12 protein-coding genes and 1 pseudogene are annotated in these 14,887 nt (G+C 62.9%); 3 read left to right on the top strand and 10 right to left on the bottom strand.

Annotation, left to right across the window (positions count from 1 at the left end):
* Positions 1–64 precede the first annotated feature (64 nt).
* Positions 65–688: an O-methyltransferase gene (locus QP305_RS01525; RefSeq protein ID WP_284903499.1), complete on the top strand. Its 624-nt coding sequence runs from the start codon at positions 65–67 to the stop codon at positions 686–688.
* 215 nt (positions 689–903) lie between these two features.
* Here QP305_RS01525 and QP305_RS01530 read toward each other — a convergent pair whose 3' ends face one another.
* The 9 genes and pseudogenes from QP305_RS01530 to QP305_RS01570 form a co-directional block, all read right to left on the bottom strand.
* Positions 904–1,071, bottom strand: coding sequence for a DUF3117 domain-containing protein (locus tag QP305_RS01530; protein ID WP_016442993.1), 168 nt, complete (start codon positions 1,069–1,071; stop codon positions 904–906).
* Between the two features lie 55 nt (positions 1,072–1,126).
* A complete protein-coding gene (locus QP305_RS01535) occupies positions 1,127–1,909 on the bottom strand; it encodes a TIGR00730 family Rossman fold protein (protein WP_284903501.1) in 783 nt (260 codons plus the stop codon).
* 58 nt (positions 1,910–1,967) lie between these two features.
* Positions 1,968–3,092, bottom strand: coding sequence for a mannose-1-phosphate guanylyltransferase (locus QP305_RS01540; protein WP_284903502.1), 1,125 nt, complete (start codon positions 3,090–3,092; stop codon positions 1,968–1,970).
* 2 nt (positions 3,093–3,094) lie between these two features.
* Positions 3,095–4,393 carry a YihY/virulence factor BrkB family protein gene (locus tag QP305_RS01545; RefSeq protein ID WP_284903503.1) on the bottom strand — a complete coding sequence of 433 codons (1,299 nt, stop codon included), beginning with the start codon at positions 4,391–4,393 and terminating at the stop codon, positions 3,095–3,097.
* Positions 4,394–4,451: 58 nt separating this feature from the next.
* Positions 4,452–5,288, bottom strand: a complete 837-nt coding sequence (locus QP305_RS01550; protein WP_284903504.1) for an exodeoxyribonuclease III — start codon at positions 5,286–5,288, stop codon at positions 4,452–4,454.
* 1 nt (position 5,289) lies between these two features.
* On the bottom strand, positions 5,290–6,228 hold the full coding sequence (locus tag QP305_RS01555; protein WP_284903505.1) for a bifunctional methylenetetrahydrofolate dehydrogenase/methenyltetrahydrofolate cyclohydrolase: 939 nt from the start codon (positions 6,226–6,228) through the stop codon (positions 5,290–5,292).
* 146 nt (positions 6,229–6,374) lie between these two features.
* Positions 6,375–7,652, bottom strand: a pseudogene (gene glyA / locus QP305_RS01560) (serine hydroxymethyltransferase); the annotation flags it as partial.
* A gap of 78 nt (positions 7,653–7,730) precedes the next feature.
* On the bottom strand, positions 7,731–9,185 hold the full coding sequence (locus QP305_RS01565; RefSeq protein WP_434736380.1) for an amino acid permease: 1,455 nt from the start codon (positions 9,183–9,185) through the stop codon (positions 7,731–7,733).
* Positions 9,186–9,517: 332 nt separating this feature from the next.
* The gene (locus QP305_RS01570; RefSeq protein ID WP_284903509.1) at positions 9,518–10,039 is read right to left on the bottom strand and encodes a holo-ACP synthase; all 522 of its coding nucleotides are present in this window, start codon (positions 10,037–10,039) and stop codon (positions 9,518–9,520) included.
* Between the two features lie 190 nt (positions 10,040–10,229).
* Between QP305_RS01570 and QP305_RS01575 the strand changes: the two genes are divergently transcribed.
* A complete protein-coding gene (locus tag QP305_RS01575) occupies positions 10,230–11,663 on the top strand; it encodes a purine-cytosine permease family protein (RefSeq protein WP_284903511.1) in 1,434 nt (477 codons plus the stop codon).
* A 97-nt stretch (positions 11,664–11,760) separates the two neighbouring features.
* Here QP305_RS01575 and QP305_RS01580 read toward each other — a convergent pair whose 3' ends face one another.
* Positions 11,761–12,738: a hypothetical protein gene (locus tag QP305_RS01580; protein ID WP_284903513.1), complete on the bottom strand. Its 978-nt coding sequence runs from the start codon at positions 12,736–12,738 to the stop codon at positions 11,761–11,763.
* A gap of 445 nt (positions 12,739–13,183) precedes the next feature.
* Here QP305_RS01580 and QP305_RS01585 point away from each other — a divergent pair, with 445 nt between their 5' ends.
* Positions 13,184–14,761 (top strand): hypothetical protein, encoded by a 1,578-nt coding sequence (locus QP305_RS01585; RefSeq protein ID WP_284903514.1) that lies wholly within the window; start codon positions 13,184–13,186, stop codon positions 14,759–14,761.
* Positions 14,762–14,887: the final 126 nt, after the last annotated feature.

Consider the following 14,887-nt stretch of genomic DNA (forward strand, 5'->3'; position numbering starts at 1 on the left):
GTCATGGCACAGCGCACTATGATAGAAACACTGCTGCGCACGATCCCTGTTATGGAGGAGGCTTATGTCCGATCGGACCCTGGCGTGGACATACGCTGAAGACGCCGTTATCGAGGGGGATATTACCCGGGCGGCCCGCGCCACCGCCGCTGAATTCTCGATTCGCTGCGTGAGCCCAGCCTGCGGGAACTTCCTCACCGTGCTGGCGGCCTGCGCGAAGGTCACGAACGCGGTGGAAATCGGGACGGGCAGCGGAGTTTCTGGCCTCTACCTGCTGCGGGCCGGGGATATTCACCTCACCACGATTGACGTGGAGTCCGAAGCCCAGCACGTGGCCCGCTCGCTTTTCGCTCGGGCCGGGGCCAGGCCCGGGAAAGTACGCATTATTAACGGGCGCAGTGCGGATATTTTGCCGCGGCTAGCGGCCCGCTCCTACGATATGGTTCTTGTCGACGGCGATCCTCTCGAGGCTGCCGGCGACTGTGAAGAAGCCTTGCGGATTTTGCGCCCCGGGGGCCTCCTGGTGGTGGCTGGCGCCCTCCAGGGCGGCAAAGTGGCTGATCCGTCGCGCCGCGAAGAACCCGTGGTCGCGATACGGCATCTCATTAAGGCGCTGATGCGGGCCGAAGAACTCGATAGCAGCCTGGTGCCTCTCGGCGATGGCGTGCTGGTTTGCCGGCTGCGCTAAGCGAGCCGTCCTCCGGATCTAACCGGGCTGCCCTTCAGATCCAACCGCGCCATGCGTGAGTACGCCGGTTTCTGAACGCATACTATCCGCAGGTTTCTGAACACATAGTATCCGCCAGTTTCCGAGAGCTCCGCGCTCCGGACGCACAGTATCCGGGGGCCGCGCCCGCTGGCTGGCCCCCGGATAGGTAGTAGGTACAGATAGGTTGGTGGTGGTTACTTCTCCACGCTTGCGAGAGCTTCTTTGAGGCTGACGCATTCTTCGTCGTTGAGTTCCAGGACGAGGCGTCCGCCGCCATCCACCGGAATACGAACCACGATTCCGCGCGCTTCACGTTCGACTTCCAGCGGCCCATCACCTGTGCGTGGCTTCATAGCTGCCATAGTGGTTTCCTTCCTGTTCGCCGCAACTATGCGACTAACGTCACCCCTAATTCTACTAGAAGTCTGCCACCTGTTCGCGGCGAGCTTGTCGCGTGGCTTGTTCCGCCGTGAGGGAGCGCTGACCTGCGATAAGAGCATCAACAGCTTCGCGAGCGGTATCCACGACGGTGAAAATATTCGGATCTGCGGGCGAAATCATACCTTCGTTGACCAGGCGCCCGCGGATCCACTCCACGAGGCCACCCCAGAAATCACTGCCCACCAGCACCACCGGGAATCCGGCAACTTTACCGGTTTGTACCAGGGTGAGTGCTTCGAAGAGTTCGTCGAGGGTGCCGAAACCGCCCGGGAGCACCACGAAGCCTTGGGAATACTTGAGGAACATTGTTTTGCGCACGAAGAAGTAGCGGAATTCAATGCCGAGATTGACGTATTCGTTGAGGCCCTGTTCGTGCGGGAGTTCGATCCCGAGGCCGATGGAGAGGCCGTCATTAGCCGCGGCACCTTTATTGGCGGCTTCCATAATCCCCGGCCCACCCCCGGTAATAATTCCGAAACCCTGCTGGCTGAGGATATCGGCGGTTTCTTCGGCCACCCGGTAGTAGCGGGAGTCGCGCCCGGTGCGCGCCGAACCGAAAATCGAGACGCAGGGCGGCACGTGGGCGAGCGCCCCGAACCCTTCCACGAATTCGGATTGGATGCGCAGCACTCGCCACGGATCGCTGAGGGTCCAGTCCCCGTTGCTGCGGTTGGAAAGCAGCTTGGTATCCGCGGTGACGGGCGGAATCTGGGTGCCGCGCCGGGTTTGCGCCCCGCGCCGATAGTCGCGTGTGTTCATGGTTTCTATTGTCCTTCGCTGCCTGCGCGCCTTCCACCCCGCTACGCGGAGCGGAAAACTATCTCAGATCCGCTAGCCCGGCCGCGTCCAGACCGTCCACGGCCTTTTTGACGTCCTGTGCTTTCTCCCGCGTGGTCACCAGCAGTGCGTTTTCGGTATCAATAACGACGGCGCCCGGCACCCCCACCACAACAATGGGCTTCGTCGAGCTGTACACCAGTGAATCCGGCGCATCAATGGCGAGCACCGGAGCCCCCGTGTTTCCCGGGATCCGCTGGGTGGTAAGTTCCCCGGCCGGGATGCCTTCGGCGAGGGAATCGTAATCCCCCACATCGGACCAGCCCATATCAGCGGGAACCACGGCCACCCGCCCGGCCGCCGCGGCCGGTTCGGCTACCGCCCGGTCAATGACCTCCTTCGGGATGGAGGCCCATAGTTCTTCTACCTGCGCGGTTTGCTGGACCGAGTCCAGATCCCACAGCTGGGCTAGCTGGCGAAGCGGGGCCGCGATATCGGGGCGGTATTCGGCGAGCATATCCATGAGGGTGGCCGCGTGGGCCACGAAAATCCCGGCGTTCCAGTAGTAGCCACCCTGCGCTAGATAGCTTGCCGCGGTATCCGCATCCGGTTTTTCCACGAATTTTTCTACCGCTAAGGCAGCGGTATCGCCCGCGAGCTGCCCACCCGCGAGCGGCCCACCGGCGAGCGGCCCACCGGCGCGGATATAGCCGAACCCAGTGGCCGGCCCGGTCGGGGTAATCCCGAGGGTAACCAGGTAGCCGCGCTCTGCTGCGTGCAGCGCGGTGCGTACGGCAGTAGTAAACGCCGCAGTATTAGAAATGCGGTGATCGGCCGCGAAGGAACCGACCAGGGCATCTGGGTCGGAGCGGTGAGCGAGCGCCGCGGCGATACCGATGGCAGCCATGGTGCCGCGCGGGCTCGGTTCAACCACGTAGTGAAGGGGCGTGTGGATATCGGCGAGTTGCTCGCGGACAGCCGCGGCGTGGGCGGTGCCCGTCACGGTGTAGATACTGGATGTAAGCGGGGCTAGCCGGGTCACCGTATCGTGAATCATGGTGTGCCCGGATCCAAAATCGACCAGGAATTTCGGGTGGCTGGCCCGCGAGAGTGGCCACAGCCGTGAGCCGGCTCCCCCGGCGGGAATAATCGCATGGAATGTCACGCCTAGCTATCCTTTCGCTGCGAGCGGGCGAGTTCGCGTTGCCCGTTCACGTAGTGCGCGCGAGCTTCCTCAGCTTTGAGCTGCGCCTCACGCGCCTTTGATTCTAGCTTTTCGGCCCGGCAGCGAGCCAGGTTCCCGGCCAAACCACCCCATTCGGGCAGCTCTTCTCCCTCATCTTCGGTGGCGTTATCCGGTTCGGGTAGCAAGGAACCCGTGATGGGATCATGCGGCCACGTGAGTGTTTCCGGAACGGAAAGGGTGACGTAATTGGGTGTGGTGGTAGCCCGCAGTTCTTCCGGATCCTGTGCCACGTAAGCCCGGGGCGGGTTAGCCATATAGGCGGAAACCATGAGCACGATACGCGAGGCGAGGTTGAGCCAGAGCAGCAGGGTGGCGATAGCGGCGAAAGGAGCGAGAAGCGGGTTCCCGGACACACTGGATACCGCGGAGGTACCGACCACCCGAATGATGGAGAGGAGGAACGCGCCGAGGGCCGCCCCCGTAATGAAATCGCGGCGGGGTACCCGAATCCCGGAGGTGAAGCGAATAATGAACATGATGACGAGCGCATCGACGGTGGCCGCGAGCAGGAAGACCGCGATTTTAGTTCCGAATTGCACGAGGGCTCCATCTAACCCCAGGTGGGTGAGGAGCAGGGTTCCTACCGAGCCGACGAGGGAGCCGATAATCGCGGAGGTGAGGATCCCCAGGGCGAGCACCACGAATCCGGCCAGCCGGAAGAGGATACTCACCACGCCGTTTTCGGTTCGCTGATTCACCCCGAACATGGCTCCGATGGCGGTGGAGAGCCCGGCCATAATAGACATGGCCGTCCACAACAGCACGGCGCCCGCAATGACGGTTGCCACTACCGAGGTTCCCGAGAGGATGAGGTCATCGGGGTTGATGAGCCCTTCCCCGGAGGAATCTTGGAGGATGCCGGGCAGGGCCGCATTGACGGCATCGACCACGGTTTCCCGCAGCTGCGGGTTCCTGCCGAGGGTGGCCATAAACACGGTCCAGGAAATGGTGAGCGCCGCGGTGATGGCGAAAAGCGCCGAGTAGGCGATTCCACCGGCGAGCAGGCCCCCGCGGGCTTTACCGTAACGGCCAATCCCCCGCATGATGCGCGTGCCTTGCACCCATTCAAGGAGGGCTTTTCCTTTATGTACGACGCCGCCCATGCCGCTTTCCGCCACCCGGGCCCCGCTGGGTGCGCCGCGCCGGGCGGCTTGCCGCCCGCGCCGATCCACCCCGAGAGCCCGGGAAGTCCTATCCATCACTGTGTTCTGCTGTGTCACATAGCCATGGTACGTGAGGCCTACGACAAAAACAGAAGTTTTTGATTCCTCAACGAGCTTAGCTCTCGAGTTGGTAGTCCACCGTGAGCGGGGCGTGGTCGGACCAACGCTCGGCGTAGGAGGGTGCCCTCCCGATGGCGAAGCTTTGTGCGGTGGCGGCAAGCGCGGGGCTGGCCATGTGGTAGTCGATACGCCAACCCACGTTGTTATCAAAAGCTTTGCCGCGCTGGCTCCACCAGGTGTAGGGGCCTTTGCCTTCGTGCCCGTTGTGTTCCAGCAGGGCTCGTTGCACATCCACCCAGGGCCCACCGAACCACCGATCCAAGTAGGCGATTTCATCGTCGAGTACCCCGGAGGTGCGGTTGTGGTTAGACTTCCAGTTCTCAATATCAGCTTCGGTGTGAACGATATTGAAATCCCCGGCGACCAGGGTGCGGGCGGCCGGATCGAATTGCGCTAAGCGGGCGCTTACCCGTTCCAGGTGCGCGTATTTTGCCGCCATCTTTTCTGGATTATCCGCCACTCCTGAATGCAGGTAGGCGCTCACCACCCGCAGCTGGTCATCCGGGAGTTCCACTTCAAGCCAGCGCCCGCTATCCACCGGCGCTTCTTCACTGACGGGCTTTCCATCCGCGCCCACGCCCAGGTGATCTCGGACTTCACCCACACCAATGCCTTCCCGCACCGCGACCGCGACTCCGGCCCGGCCTTTGATATCGGAAACGGCCGTGTAGATCCGGTAGCCGGTGCCCGCGAAAATATCTGCGGTGATATCCGCGGGGGCACGTACTTCTTGAAGCAGGATGATATCCGCGGCGGTGGCTTCCAGCCAGGCCGCGATTCCTTTACGCGCGGCCGCGCGAATTCCATTGACATTGACGGTGCTTATCCGCATCTCATTCCCCTTCATGCCCTGCCCCGGAGCGCTCCGGGAGGATCTGTGCTGCCGCGGCCTGCGCGCCCGCGCAGCGTTCGGCCATATTGACGACGTTGCTGAGCAGCATGACGCGGGTCATCGGGCCTACCCCGCCGGGATTGGGTGATACCCAGGCTGCGTGATCGCGTACGCCTGGGTCCACATCCCCGAGGGTGCGCCATTTTCCTTCCGCGGTGCGCTCCCGAGTTACTCCCACATCAATAACGACGGCGCCGGGCGCCACCCATTCCGGGCGAACGAAACCAGCCTGGCCCACCGCGGCGATAATGACATCAGCGCGCTGGCACAGCTCGGGAATATTCGAGGTGCCGGTATGGCAGAGCGTGACGGTAGCGTTGATATTTTTCCGGGTGAGGAGAAGGCCGATGCTTCTTCCCACCGTGATTCCGCGCCCGAGGACCACCACGTGTTTACCGGCAAGGCTGAGCCCGTGGCGTTCGATGAGCTCCACGATACCGGCCGGGGTGCAGGGCAGCGGGAAGGTGAGCTGGCCGCTCACGCTTGCCACCAAGCGCCCGAGGTTGATCGGGTGGAGCCCGTCGGCATCTTTATCCGGGTCAATCGTTTCGATGAGGCGGGCTTCTGGAAGCCCGGCTGGGAGCGGGAGCTGGAGGATGTACCCGGTGCAGGCCGGGTTGGTATTGAGTTCGCGCAGCGCAGCGGCCACTTCTGCCGCGGTGGCGCTAGCCGGCAGTTCCACTTGCAGAGAGGCGATACCCACCTCCGCGCAATCGCGGTGTTTGCCGCGTACGTATGCCGCGGAGGCCGGGTCATCACCCACCAGCACGGTGCCGAGTCCGGGAGTGTAACCGCGAGCGCGCAGTGCTTCCACCCGCACCCGCAGTTCATCTTTGATAGCGGAGGCAACCGCGCGCCCATCCAAAAGTTGCGCTGCCATTACTCGCCTTCCCCGCTCTGTGCACAGGTGCTTCCAGGGGTGGCACTAGCTGCGTGCCCACCACAGCAGCCGTTCCCGGATGCGCCCGAAGTGCCCGATGCGCCCGGAGTGCCCGATGCACCCGGAGCGCCGGAACCTCCCCCGACCTGATCGAGGCCGGCGTAGAGCGGGAAACGGTCCGCGAGGGCGCGCACCCGGGCACGCAGCTCCTCCACCGGCGCGGCGTGCCCGCCGATGAGAGCGCGGGCGATGATATCGGCAACCTCCGTGAATTCTTCCGGGCCGAAGCCACGGGTGGCCAGGGCCGGGGTGCCGATGCGCAGCCCGGAGGTAACGAAGGGCGGGCGCGGGTCATAGGGAACCCCGTTGCGGTTGACGGTAATACCGATGCTGCCCAGCAGGTCCTCCCCTTCCCGGCCGTTGATCGCGGCATTGCGCAGGTCCACGAGGACCAGGTGCACATCCGTACCCCCGGAAATAATCGAGATGCCGGCCTGCGCCACATCGGCTTCCGTGAGCCGCGCGGCCAGGATCTGGGCGCCTTCCAGGGTGCGGCGTTGGCGCTCACGGAATTCTTCCGTGGCCGCGTAGCCGAGGGCCACCGCTTTCGCGGCAACCACGTGCATGAGCGGGCCGCCCTGGTTGCCCGGGAACACCGCGGAATTGAGCTTTTTCCCGTATTCTTCCCCGCGGGCGGAGAGGATCATTCCCGAGCGGGGCCCGCCCAGGGTTTTGTGGATGGTGGTGGTGACCACATCCGAGTACGGGAGGGGATTGGGGTGCAGCCCGGCAGCCACCAGGCCGGCGAAATGGGCCATATCCGTCCAGAGCACCGCGCCAACTTCATCAGCGATGGAGCGGAAAGCCGCGAAATCCAGGTGGCGCGGGTAGGCGGACCACCCGGCGATAATCATGGCGGGGCGTTCGCGCAGCGCGGTTTCACGCACCTCATCCATATCGAGAAGGTAAGTTTCCGGATTGACGTGGTAGGCGGCTACCTCATAGTTACGCCCGGAGAAATTGAGTTTCATGCCGTGGGTGAGATGCCCGCCCTGATCAAGGGCCATGCCCAGAACTTTGGCCCCGGGTTTCACCATCGCGTGGTAGACGGCGGCGTTCGCCGAGGCCCCCGAATGGGGTTGTACGTTCGCGTAATCAGCCCCGAAGAGGCTTTTTGCCCGCTCAATGGCGAGGGTTTCGGCCTTATCCACCCATTCGCAGCCCCCGTAGTAGCGCCGCCCGGGATAGCCTTCCGCGTATTTATTGGTGAGAACAGAGCCCTGGGCTTGCAGGACCGCGCGGGAAACAAAGTTTTCCGACGCGATCATTTCCAAGCCTTCTTGCTGGCGGCGCAATTCTCCGGTGAGAATCGCGGCAACTTCCGGGTCCGCCACGGCCAAAGGTTCATCCAGTGGTGTACTCATGTCTCTCCTCCACACCTTCCACGCCTTCGCTGTTAGGTCGACAGTCTACCGCGGGGGTGCGACACAGAAACGCAGCGCTTAGGAAATCTTGGGTGCGCTGAGATCGGCGTGCGCCAAATCCGCGGCGGGGCTCTTCGTGACGAGTTTGTGGCCCCACCACAGGGCGAAGAACAGCGGCAATCCGATATAGGAGGAGAGCAGGTCGAGCGCGCCGCCGCCGGAGGTAATAATGAGGTAGCTCTGCCCCACAATCACCACCGCGCACATCACCAGCGCCACGATGGGGCCGGCCGGGTAGAACCGCGCCTTGAAGGGGAGTTCGTCGAGGCTCCGGCCCTGGGCGATGAAGGCGCGGCGGAAATTGTAGTGGCTCCACGCGATGCCCATCCACGTGATAAAACCGGCCAGCCCGGAGGCATTGACGAGCCAGGCGTAGGCTTTGCCGTCGCCCATGAAGGAGGAGATGAAGCAGGCGGTGGCCACCAGAATCGTGATGATCATGGCGTTGAGCGGGACGCCGCGGCGGGTCAGGCGCGCCAGGAATTTCGGGGCGCTTCCTTGTTCGGCAAGCGCGAAAAGCATGCGGGTGGATACGTAGAGTCCGGAGTTCCCGGCGGAAAGCACCGCGGTGAGAATAACGGCGTTCATGACCGCGGCCGCGAAAGCCACCCCGGCCCGCTCGAATACCAGAGTGAAGGGCGAGACGGCGATATCGGAGATGTCGGTGCGCAGCAGATTCGGGTCGCTGTAGGCCACCAGGGTGCCCACCACCACGATCGCGCCGATGTAGAAGATGAGGATGCGCCAGAAAACTGTGCGGGTGGCGCGCGGGACGGTGGTGGCGGGGTCGCGGGCCTCCCCCGCGGCGATGCCCACCATTTCGGTGCCCTGGAAGGAGAAACCGGCCACCATGAAGACCGCGAGGATGCCCGCACCGCCGTTCACGAAAGGCGCCTCGCCTTCCGTCCAGTGCGCGAGCCCCGGGCTGGCCCCGAACACACCTGCGATCATGAGCAGACCCACCGCGATAAAGGCCAGGACCGTTACCACTTTAATGAGAGCGAACCAGAATTCACCTTCCCCGTAGGTACGCACCGAGAGCGCGTTAAGCAAAATGAGGAGGGCCAAAAAGACCGCGGACCACACCCAGCCAGGGGTGTCCGGATACCAGTACTTCATGACGAGCGCCGCGGCGGATAGCTCGGCGGCCACCGTGATTGCCCAGTTGTACCAGTAATTCCAGCCGGTGGCGAAACCGAAAGAGGGGGAAACGAAACGCCGCCCGTATTCTTCGAAGGAGCCGGCCACCGGCAGGTAGGCCGCCATTTCGCCCAGAGATTGCATGAGGAGGTAGACCATCATGCCGATGAGCCCGTAGGCCACCAGGGCCCCGCCCGGGCCGGCCTGGCTGATTGTTTCTCCCGAAGCCACGAAGAGCCCGGTGCCAATCGCCCCGCCCACCGCGATCATGGTGAGGTGGCGGGCGTGCAGACCGCGTTGCAGCTGCGGCTCGGCGGATTGCGCAGATTGCACGGATTGCCCAGCTAGCTCGGGTTGCTCGGCCCGCTCAGCTTGTGCAGCTCGCCCAGGTTGTCCAGCTTGCTCTGGTGCCACGTTTTCTCAGCTCCTTCATCGCGGCGCCCCTGTGGGCGGGCCCGCTCCCCGCGGTGGCCGCGCCACCGCCTCAGTGCTTCGTTCGTACCGGCACACGGTAGTGTACGCCGCCACCGCGGCGCTATTGCTTCTCACACAGCGAGCCGCGGGTCTATTTCCGGCCGGTTCGAGGTGTAGCGGCCGCTCGCTCGGGGTATAGCGGCGGCTTCTTCGGGGTGTAGCGCGGTTTAGGGGCGGGTGTAGAGGCGGGTTTAGTGCGTGCTTGCGGCCCGCCGCGCCCCACTATTGTTCTGATATTCAATAAGAACGACGGCGCTGGCCACGTTGCCATCATGACTCATGGATACATGAATATTCACGCTCCCCAGGGTTTTATGGACCGCCCCGGCTATCGGTGCCCCGAGGATAATCGCGGGGCGCCCCCAGCGGTCATTGGTGACCTCGATTGCATCCCAATGCCCCTCGGGCAGCACCGGTTGAGAGCCATACAACGCCGCCGACCACGCCTTAATAAAAGCCTCTTTAGCCGCCCAGCGCGCCGCCAGATGCGGGGCGAGCTCCACGGCCGGGATAACGGTCTCAAATCCGGCTTCTTCCGCGGCCGGGGTGGCAAAAGCCCCGGCGGCCTCAGTGCGGGTGTGGCGTTGGGCCCGGCGGATCGCATAGCGCATTTCCCTCGCGGTAAAAACATTGCGGAAGCGGGAGCCGGGTAGATCCAGCTGCTGGGCGAAGGCATCGATGGCCACGGTATCGGTTCCAATTCCCGCTATCACGGAGTACTCCTTCCCGGTGACGTATCCGTTTGGCCAGCTCAGAGCCAAAGTAGCGCCGTCGTTCCTATGACTTTAGCTCCCGCGTGACTTTTCCCTTTTATGGTAGACGAGGCCGCCGCTCCCTGTCTGCTCTTCCCGAATTTTGCTTTTCCTCTACTATTCGCCGCTGAGCTGGAGAAAAATAGTCCCTATGGCATCGATAGAGACAACCGGTATCGAAATAGTCGACGATAGTGAGCGCACCGCGAAACCCCGGCATCTGTTCCTGCCGTGGTTCGCCTCGAATATCTCCGTTTTCGGGATGAGTTACGGGGCGTGGGTGCTTGGATTTGGTATTTCTTTCCCGCAGGCGCTGGTCATCACGGTAATCGCCGTGATTCTGTCCTTCGCCATTTGCGGGGTGATCGCGCTGGGCGGCAAACGCGGCTCGGTTCCCACGATGGTCATGTCGCGCGCGGCTTTCGGGGTCAGCGGCGCGAAAGTTCCGGGCATTATTTCCTGGCTGACCTCGATTGGCTGGGAGACCTCGCTGGCCATTACCGCAGTTCTGGCCACTAATACGGTGCTGGCGCGGCTGGGCTGGGCCGGGGAAGATTCCACCACGGTCAAGGTGGTGGCGGCGGCCATTGTGGCCACCCTCATCGTGCTGGGCGCGGTGGCCGGGTATCACATTATTATGAAAATGCAGGCGGTTCTCACCTGGATCACCGGCATCACCACCATTATCTATATTATTTTAGTTTTCCCACATCTCGACGCCGCCGCGCTTTTCTCTCACCCTTCCGGCTCGCTTGCGGCCATGCTCGGCGCTTTCGTTATGGTGCTCACCGGTATGGGCCTGGGCTGGGTAAATATCGCGGCGGATTGGTCGCGCTACCAGAGCCGCGAGGCGCGCGGCAGCCATATTATTTTCTGGAACACCCTGGGTGGTTCCCTCGGCCCGGTGGTCCTCATTAGTTTCGGGCTCATGCTGGCCGGTTCGGACGACGCGCTCTCCGAAGCCATCGGCGCCGACCCGGTCGGTGCGCTGGCCACCATCCTGCCCACCTGGTTCCTCCTCCCCTTCCTCCTCACCGCGATTCTCTCGCTGCTCTCGGGCGCGATTAACGGTATTTATTCTTCGGGACTCACCCTCCTGACCCTGGGGATTCGGATTCCGCGCCCCCTCGCCTCCCTCATCGACGGCGTCATTCTCACCGTGGGAACCGTGTACGTCACCTTCTTCTCGCCCACCTTTATCGGCCCCTTCCAGTCCTTCCTGGTCACCCTGGGGGTACCGCTTGCCGCGTGGACCGGCATTATGATGGCGGATATTACTTTGCGTAAGCGTGATTACGACGACGCCGCACTCTTCTCCCCCACCGGCCGCTACGGCAAGTACAACACGACCTCGCTGGCCATCCTGGCGGTGTGCTGCGTGATCGGCTGGGGTTTGGTAGTCAACGGCTTCTCCGATGCTCCCTTCAATGATTGGCAGGGCTACCTCCTCCCCCTCATCGGCGGGGTGGACGGTCCGCTCGGCTCGGGCAATATCGGCGTGATCCTGGCTCTCATTATTGGTTTCGTGGCCTACTACGGGCTGTGCGGGGCGCGGGTGCGCCGCCAGGAAGCGGAGATGATTTAGCGCTCGCATACACAAGTGGGGCGGACATTATTTATGCTGTCCGCCCCACTTTTATAATTTTATTTTTCTTGATATCCGCAAGATATCCTCGTTATTGCTACTTTTTAACCACCACTACGATAGCCCAGATGGAGAAGGCAATATTCACGATGGTGGCGAGAACCAGGAGAATGAAACCGAATCCGAGGTTGGCGAAACCGGCGAAGTCAGGAAGCTTGGACAGAGCGTTCATGATTCCAATGAACCACAGGAGGCCGAAGAGCAAGCCCACCCCGCCGGCGGTGGCCATGGTCCACTTCTTCTTGATAACAAGGGCGAGCGTGGAGAAAACAGCCGCGATGAGGTAGCAGAGCAGCACCATCCAGCCGATTTCCGAATCTGCGGTCATGAGGCTGACGGAGAACCCGAAGCTCGAAACCAGCGGCAGGAAAACGCTGAGCATCGCGAGCACCTGGGCGCCGATGAGCACCGCCGGAATAATCACATTCCACTTGGAAGCGCGCCCCGCGGAGGCAGCCGCGAAGCTCTGGCGCATCGCGCCGGCCTGCTGGGCGACCGCCGGAGCTACCCGGTTACTCACAAAATCCTTGGCCCCGGTGGCGAATTGCTTGAGACCTTCTTTCATGTCCCCCACGGAATTATCCGGAACCCCCGGCCCGGCTACCGCGCCCTGGGCAACGGCCTCTTGGTATTCCCGCAAGGTGGGTTCGCGGCCGTTATCCAGCTGGAAGCGGGCCTGCCACTGCTCAGCGGTGAGGGGCTGCGGGGCCTGCTGCGCGTGCGCGGCGGGCTGCTGGAACTGGGGTTCGGGCTGCTGATATTCACCAGACGGCTGCTCCGCGGCGGGCTGTTCTTCCGGCTGCGTTGCCGGTTGCGCTTCCGGTTGCTGGGACTGCGCAAACTGCGGGGCCTGCTGCGCCTGGGCTTCGGCCTGACGCTCGCGAATCCAGGACACCAGCGCCGGGTAGCACTGCGGATGAACCGCAATAGCATCCCACAGGTCGGGGCGCTGGGCCGCAATATCGGCAAGATCCCGCGCAGTAATCTGCGGGTCGCCTAAGTTTTCAAGGGTCATTGTGCGCGGATCGTACATCATAGCGGTTCCACTTTCTCCCATAGAATTTCCGTACCGCAAAAACGCGGACGAAAACCCCGTGTAGCTACCAATACTTTCTACGGTTAATATACGGAGTTTTCTCCTGTAGCAACAGTATCCCAGTTACCCTAGGTACGTGGGGTTTATGAAAAACTCTACAGGTACGACGGCGGGGCTCATCACGCGAGTTCCACCTTCCACGTCACCGTACTCCATCTGTGAGGAAGGACTTCTTATGACTAACGGACCTGATCAGTTCCCATCGTCCACGCCGGTGCCCCCGCCTCCACCTCCGCCCCCCTCCGCGCCAACTCCCTCTGCGCCGAGCCCGGAGGACGCGGAGCTAACCCGGACGATTCCGCCTGTCGAGGAGGCGCCGGCAGCCCGGCCCGAGGCTACCCCTGCGCATCCGCTTGCGATCCCGGTGCCTCCCCCGCCTCCCGAACCGCCGGCCCACGAGCCGCCGGTCTCCGAGCCGCCGGCCCCCGCGCATGCCGCAGATGAGCAGCCCGAAGAGCAACCTACCGAAGACGAAGCTACCCCACAGCCCGATCCGGAAGCCACGCTCGCCGCGGAGATCCCCGCGGCGGATTCGCCCGCGGCAGCGGCGCCGTCGCCCCTATCGCCAAGTGAGCCGGAAGCGTGGATCACGGCCGATGTTGATGCGGGCGCGCCCACCCGTACCGCGCTTCCGCGGATGCTCGAGGATATTCCGAGCGCGGCCAGTGCTGGGGCTGCCCCGGATGCGCTACCAGCTCCGGATTCGGTACCGGCCCCGGGTTACCCGCCCGCTCCCGGTTATGCACCGCAGCCCGGTTACGGCACCACGCCGCAGGGCTACGCGCCTCCGGGCGGGTACGGCACCGTGCCGAGCCCGGCCGCCGGCCCCGGAATGCCGGGCGGAATGTACGCCGCCGCCCCGGCCCCGGCGCTTCCGCGGGAAAAGAAATCCCATAAGAAATTGTGGATTAGCCTGGTGGTTTTGCTGGTGCTCGTCGTGGCGGGAGTTATTGGTTTTAAGGTGACGGCCAGTAAATTCGCGCCGGAGAAAACGGCCGAGGCGTATCTTTCCGCGATTGTGGAGGGGAAGGCCAGCGCTGCGCTTGAGGTGTACGACCCGAATGTGCGGTCCGGGGAGCGCCTGCTCCTCAGCGACGAGATTTACAGCAAGGCCACGAACCGTCCCACCGATTTTGAGGTGATTTCCGCTTTTAAGCAATCCCAGCCGGGCGGGAAAAATACCGTGCACGTGAGTGCGGAATTCACCATCGATATGAAGAAATATCCCGTTGACCTCACCCTCAGCGAGCGCGGCAAGAAATTCCTGTTCTTCTCCGAGTGGCAGGTCACTGATGCGCCGCTGGGGACCGTGGAGCTGCGTTCCGCAACGCCGCAACTCAGCGTCAATGGGGTCGACGTCGATCTTTCGACCACGGTGGACCCGGCCACGAAGGGCGAGCGCGCCAGCGAGTACTATTCGCTGCCCGCGTTCCCGGGGACCTACACGGTGGGCGCCCAGGGCGGTGACACCTTCGTGAGCTTTGGGGAGGCGGAGAGCGTATCCGTTCCGGTTATTGGCCCGGGTTCCTCGGCCGCCATTGAACCGAGCTTCACTCCGGAGGTGGCCGCGGAAATCCAAAAGCAGGTGAATGCGCGGTATGAGGCGTGCATGCCTGCCGATACCTTCGAGGTGAAAGACTGCCCCGAATTGAATATGAGCGATCCCGTTTTTCAGGCGGTGACGGAGATTCGGCGCTCGTGGAAGGAGGAACCCAAGGTCGAGGTGGAGGCCTCCAGCCTGCGCTACGAGAATGGCGCTTATGTGGGCACCGCCACGATCAAGGGCAAGGCCGTTATTAATTACAAACAGCGCTACAGCGAGAAGGATCCGTGGAAGGAATCGGAGTGGCCGGTCAATATCAGGGTGAACCGCACCCTGCGCTTCGAAGTGAAGGACGGGGCGATCACGGTGGATTTCTCCAAGGATAATTACGGCTGGTAAAAGCGGCTGCGGTCACGGAGCGCTGATGTGATTACGCACTGCTAGACAGCAACCGGGGCGGGGTGGTTCGTGATGAACTGCCCCGCCCCGCTCTTATGGGATGGATCCGCTCTGCTTTAGCTCTGC

Source organism: Actinotignum timonense, assembly GCF_030216305.1.
Taxonomy (GTDB): Bacteria; Actinomycetota; Actinomycetes; order Actinomycetales; family Actinomycetaceae; genus Actinotignum; species Actinotignum timonense_A.